We start from the raw sequence: 5,432 nt of genomic DNA on the forward strand, positions 1-5,432 counted from the left end.
CAGGGGCAAGGAGGGGGGGGGGGGGAAGGTTGGGGGCTGAGTCGAACGACGTGACAGCAGCGCCAAAAGACGGACGATGTAGGCGTAGCACGCACGACGATTTCTCGTGCGAGACTAGTGTGGAAAAATCAACCAAGCTTCGGGTTAACGAATCAGCGTTTGATTGGGGATAAACCGAAGGGCTTCCTCAGTTTCAGTTACATATTGGCCTTTTCGACGGAATCGAGCAATCAAATAAGTGAACATTTGAATATTAATATTTTCCTACAATAAATAATATCGATGCGATCGTGATCAATGGCTTCGGAGCCGCAATGACCGACGAAATCTAGCTGTGCTTCGCAGACGATTCAGACATTGTGCGTCTAATGGTTACTCACCGCCGCTGCCCGTCAAAGCGAAATCGATGATGAGCGGGTAGTGGTCGGAGCCAGCGTTGGAGCCGGTTTGACGGTTGGTGATGACGACGCCCTCGGAATACAGGCACTGGTCAATGGGGATCAAGAGAAGGGGAAGCTGAACGGGCCAGCTGGGTTGCCAGCCATGGCCGCGGGCGCTATCATGGAACATGGATTGCTTGAGGAGTTGCTGAAAATAGTAATCCCACGGTGTGGCGTTTAGGTCGCCTAAGAGTAGCGTGGGGCCTGTTGTTTCCAGATCGGCGAGGGCGTTTAGCTGTTCATTACGTTCGCGCCAGTAGTTGGCCCCAATTGGAGGCAGGGGATGAGTGCCAATGAGGGTCAGTGGACCTTGCGGCGTCTGGATTGAGGTGATGATCGTGGGTAGCCCACCGCTCTCAGTCAGGTGTCGGACGTCGGTGTTTACCAACGGAATACGGCTGTAGAGTGCGATGCCGAAATTATCGTTTTGCGGTCGCTCAATCGCGTAGGGATAGAGTTTGAGCAGGCTTGCTAAGTCGTGAATCCACTCTCGGCTGATTTCTTCCAGCAGCAAAATGTCTGGGTCAGCAGCTCGGATGGCCTGAGCAGCGAGCACAGGGTCGCCCTCGTTCGTATTCACATTAAGTAGCATGGCGCGGATTCGTGTGCCGGTGTTGGCTGTGATCGGAGCATCCTTGGGATGGATAAATAGAGGGGCGATCAAGACGATGTTCACGAGGGCAAACAGAGCTAGGATGACGGAGCATTGCCGCTGCTTGAGCAGCAGTAGAACCAGCGTAATGGCCAGCAGCCCGGCTGCGTATTGTACACGAAAATGAGCAAATAGGCCCAATATCCAGTGATACTGCCCCAAGAACCCCAATAAGGTTGCTAAGCATCCTAGAATACCGAACAGCAAGCTCCAGCCGATGAGTTGTTGGCGAAGGAATTTCAGGTATGAAGCTAAAGTCATGCTTAGAGCATATAAATATCACTTTTCCGCTTGCGCGGTAGGGGGGGTAGGTCTTTTGTCTCCGGGTTAATGCCAAGCGATCCGAAGTCAGCCGTTCTTGCCCTGGAAGATGGAACCGTCTACCGGGGCCGCGCCTTTGGTGCCGCCCGCACCGTAGTAGGCGAAGCCGTATTTAACACGTCGATGACCGGATATCAGGAAATCCTCACCGACCCTTCCTATTTCGCGCAGATCATCACGATGACCGCTGTGCAAATCGGCAATTACGGGACCAGCCCGGATGACGAGGAATCGGACGGCCCCAAGGCCTCTGGCTTCGTCGTTCGAGACCTGAGCCCTGTGGTCAGCAACTGGCGCAGCGTTGAATCGCTACCAGACTACTTGGAGCGCCATGGCGTTCCTGGTTTGTCGGGTGTTGATACCCGGGCAATTACCAAGCGTCTGCGCGTGGCGGGGGCGATGAATGCCTGTCTGTCCACCGAAGGTCTCACCGATGGCGAAGCCGTTGAGCGCGCTCGTGAATGGACGGGCTTGGTAGGTGTCGATTACGTGAAGGCTGTCACCGTCAAGGAAGCCTATCAGTTTGAAGATGGCGTGACCCGTCAGCCCTTTACGGTGCCCGGCACAAATCTCTATACGGACCCGCATCGGGAAAAGATTTACAAGGTTGCTGCCTTGGATTTTGGCGCTAAGCGTTCGATTTTCCGCAAGCTGCGCATGCATGGGTTCGACGTGTGGGTGTTACCCGCTGACGCTTCCCCTGAGCAAATTGCCGAATTGAAGCCGGATGCCCTGTTCTTAAGTAATGGTCCGGGTGATCCCGCCGCTGTTACTTACGCCCATAAGACGGTTGCCAAGGCGATGCAGGACTACCCAACGTTCGGCATTTGCTTCGGGCATCAAGTCATTACACATGCACTCGACGCGCCAACTTATAAGCTGAAGTTTGGTCACCGCGGCGGTAACCAGCCGGTTAAGAATATTGAAACTGGTGTGGTCTCGATCACTGCGCAGAACCATGGCTTTGCTGCCAAGCGGGAAGACTTAGAAAACCGCGGTGCTGTCGTGACGGAGATCAATTTGAATGACGACACCGTTGAAGGGCTGCGTCACAAGGATTTGCCAGTGTTCAGCGTGCAGTATCACCCTGAGGCCGCTCCTGGCCCGAATGATGCCGATCCACTCTTCACCCAGTTCTACGATATGGTGTCGACGGTCAAGGGTTGATCCCTTGATGATTCAGCGTGGGCAGTATTTCTGCCCAAGGCACCCACAGTGGGGTAGATTGATCCCGATTGAGTTGCGATAGCGTTCCCATGCCCACTGGGCATCGTTGCTCATCACACAGACTAAAGCAGGGCGTGTGAACACGCCTCTGCTTTAGCTGATTGGAAATTAAACGCCTGTTGGGGCGATTAGTGAGATGAGGCTTTTCTTTCGCTCTCTTCGCTCTCGTCAGTGGATACAGATTCCGGCTCGGCTTCTGGCTTCTTAGCTGCTTCTGCAACCGATTCGGCCTTGGCTGGTTCTTCCTCACTGGCTACTGGCTTCAGTTCCGCAGCAGGCGCTTCGGTTACTGGCTTTTCAGCGGCCGGTGTTTCGGTTGCCGGTGTTTCCGTAGCTGGTGCTTCGGTTTTGGTATTAACTGCTTCGTCTGACGAATGCTTTTTCTCGGGGACTTCTTGCTTCTTGGCCGCAGGAGCTTGCTCTTCCATTGGTGCAGGTGCAAACAAACGCCCGTCGCCGTATTCGGTGACATAGCCTTCGGTAACCAACCAACGCAAGTCGAACATCATTTGACGCAAACCTGGGTCTTCGAGCTGGCTCACCTCTGGCTTGGCAGGGGCAGGAATTGGCGTTGCTTCGACCACGGCTGCTTCCGGCTCAGATGCTTTAGGCTCGGAGGCCGTTTGCTCTGTGGCTGGTTCAGCGTCGGCACTGGCTTCACCGGCTTCGCGGGCTGCGCGTTTTTGCTCGTGGGCTTCCACGATTTTCGCGGCTTCTTCCTCAGATACGGACTCAATGTCGGGCGCTTTTTCCTGAGACGGCTCAGGTAAGGCCTTGGCTTTGATGTCAATCCCGAGAAATTGCTCCGGCAACGAGCTGACCTCGATGTTCGGATGTTTCTCGATGAAGTCGATCAGGTCCTGGAGAGACTCAGCGAGGCGAGTCTGTGGATTACGGAACTTGCGCTTGACCGCACAGACGTAAGACGCGCCCTTGGAGCCACGCTTGTAAATCGTGAAATGCATCCGGCGGAGGCGGCCACGTAGATTGTTCGCTGTTTCGAGCGGAAAGCGTTGCTGTTGCTCAAGCCAGCCGAAAATCGAATCGCGCAGAAGGCCGCGCGGCAAGGATTCGGCCTGTTTGCCGGAGAAACGCGCCTGATTCGTCGTGCGGACGATTTCTGCACGGCGTTTGTTGACCAAATAAAACTTGAGCGACTCCATGGTGTCGAACCCTTCGACGACGCCATCGGGCTGTTTGAGTTTGTAACGCGTTTCCTTGCGCATTTTCTCAATCCACTCCTTGACCACTTCTTCATCACGAACGGATTCAATGCGGGAGGTGAATTTCTCAAATGGCATATTGGGCACGTTCATGGAGTGATGCTCCACGACCAACGCCTGATAGCGGTGATAATTAGGCGGCCCCAGTAGGGTACCTGTCACACCGCAACGGTTCACTGTAGGGAAGTTGCCTGTGGGCGGCTCGACCTCGGTCTCGACCGCGTCAACGAACTTATCGAGGTGGTTCTTGAGCACGTGAGCCAACACTTGGTCTTCGGAAGAGAAGGGGAGGCCATCGGGAACGCTGATAAAGAATTCCTGTGGGCCTTCACCTGGCTTCGGGTGCATAACGACCACAAAGCGCTCAGCCTTGTCCAAAATAAGCCGCGCAATCTCAAAGAGCTCATAAGTGCGGCAATTGGTCCGCATGGCGTGGCATAACGCTTTGAACGGCGCGTCCTCTGGATAGAACGCGACATCGACGACAGGCTTGAATGGGGCAGGGGGCTGATGGTCTCGCCGTGGCCCGCCAGAGCGACGGTCGCCTCGGTTGGGGCCTCCTCCTCCGCGCCGATCACCACCACGGTCACCCTGTGGAGCTGAGTCGCGATTATACTCCGTGCGTCGCGGAGGCCGATCAGGCCGTCGGTCTCGCATTGGACGTTTGCTGGAATCGCCGCGCGCTGGCTTGCTCTTACGAGATGCAGCTGAGCGCGCAGAATCGCTCCAGTCAGGACCTATAGTAAGGTCCTGTAGTTGGCTTAGATCGAGAGATAGAGAGCTCTCGGGTTTGGACTTGTCTGATGAGTCGGACATGCGTAGCGGCAGCCGGAATTGATTAATGAAGAAACCTTGTTAGCGGGGGTCTTACCATTTGGCCAATAAAAAAGCGGGTTTCATGCCGGATTCAATGCCGTATAACAAATGTAAGGCGAGCAAAAGCTCACCTTTTTGCAAAAATAGTTTAATTTTTTGTTTGTATCGCCTCGATGGAATCCTTTTCTAAGTCTCTTTCCCAAGGCTCAGGTGGTGGAATTGGTAGACACGCACGCTTGAGGGGCGTGTGCCGAAAGGTGTGCGGGTTCGAGTCCCGCCCTGAGCACCATTTAAGTCGCTGATTTTCAGCGACTTAATGTTTTTTTGGGGCTGCAAGCTTCCAATTTTTACCCTCTTTTTGACGTATTTTTCTGCTGAGTCTTGCTGAGTGTATAGGTGGCGCAGCAATTAGCTCTTTAAGCAATGGATTTGACCAGAGGGCTTGGTCAATCCACTGACGGAATTGCGCTTCCTCCATCAACGAAGGCGATTGTTGCTGAATATTGCCTTACCACTTTTGTTGGTCATGTAGTTTTTTGCTCTCTTCAGTTTCTTCAGTGATTATTTCGTGACAGAACTGCCAGGGTAATTGTAGGTTGATTGGATATGGTTCAGGAATCGCGGCAGTTTTTCCATTGGTCGAGCTTGACCTGCTCCCCTTAAACTGAGCCAGCGTAGTGTTCGTATATTCTCGTCTGAAAGGGCTCAAAACGCGAGGAATGAGAACCGATGAAAAAGAACGGCAAACGATTC

At 53.8% G+C, this 5,432-nt stretch carries 4 protein-coding genes and 1 tRNA gene; 2 read left to right on the plus strand and 3 right to left on the minus strand.

Annotation, left to right across the window (positions count from 1 at the left end):
• Nucleotides 1-372: 372 nt before the first annotated feature.
• Complete coding sequence (locus tag IE065_RS17650) at nt 373-1,353, minus strand: endonuclease/exonuclease/phosphatase family protein (protein WP_189517583.1); 981 nt, start codon at nt 1,351-1,353, stop codon at nt 373-375.
• A gap of 69 nt (nt 1,354-1,422) precedes the next feature.
• Here IE065_RS17650 and carA point away from each other — a divergent pair, with 69 nt between their 5' ends.
• Nucleotides 1,423-2,580 (plus strand): glutamine-hydrolyzing carbamoyl-phosphate synthase small subunit, encoded by a 1,158-nt coding sequence (gene carA, locus IE065_RS17655; RefSeq protein WP_189517586.1) that lies wholly within the window; start codon nt 1,423-1,425, stop codon nt 2,578-2,580.
• Nucleotides 2,581-2,768: 188 nt separating this feature from the next.
• On the opposite strand, the gene IE065_RS17660 is transcribed toward carA, so the two are convergent.
• Entirely contained in the window at nt 2,769-4,679 is a 1,911-nt protein-coding gene (locus IE065_RS17660) for a hypothetical protein (RefSeq protein ID WP_189517589.1), read from the minus strand.
• Nucleotides 4,680-4,883: 204 nt separating this feature from the next.
• Here IE065_RS17660 and IE065_RS17665 point away from each other — a divergent pair.
• Nucleotides 4,884-4,968: transfer RNA gene (locus IE065_RS17665), tRNA-Leu, on the plus strand.
• Nucleotides 4,969-5,187: 219 nt separating this feature from the next.
• Here IE065_RS17665 and IE065_RS18175 read toward each other — a convergent pair.
• Nucleotides 5,188-5,432 (minus strand): hypothetical protein (locus IE065_RS18175; protein WP_229792158.1); only part of this gene is annotated, 245 nt, incomplete at its 5' end.

The sequence above is a fragment of the Cerasicoccus arenae genome (assembly GCF_014651635.1).
In the GTDB taxonomy this organism is placed as follows: Bacteria; Verrucomicrobiota; Verrucomicrobiia; order Opitutales; family Cerasicoccaceae; genus Cerasicoccus; species Cerasicoccus arenae.

Coding starts and splice junctions, on each gene's coding strand:
- carA (WP_189517586.1), top strand. CDS start 1,423: ATGCCAAGCGATCCGAAGTCAGCCGTTCTTGCCCTGGAAGATGGAACC.
- IE065_RS17650 (WP_189517583.1), bottom strand. CDS start 1,353: ATGACTTTAGCTTCATACCTGAAATTCCTTCGCCAACAACTCATCGGC.
- IE065_RS17660 (WP_189517589.1), bottom strand. CDS start 4,679: ATGTCCGACTCATCAGACAAGTCCAAACCCGAGAGCTCTCTATCTCTC.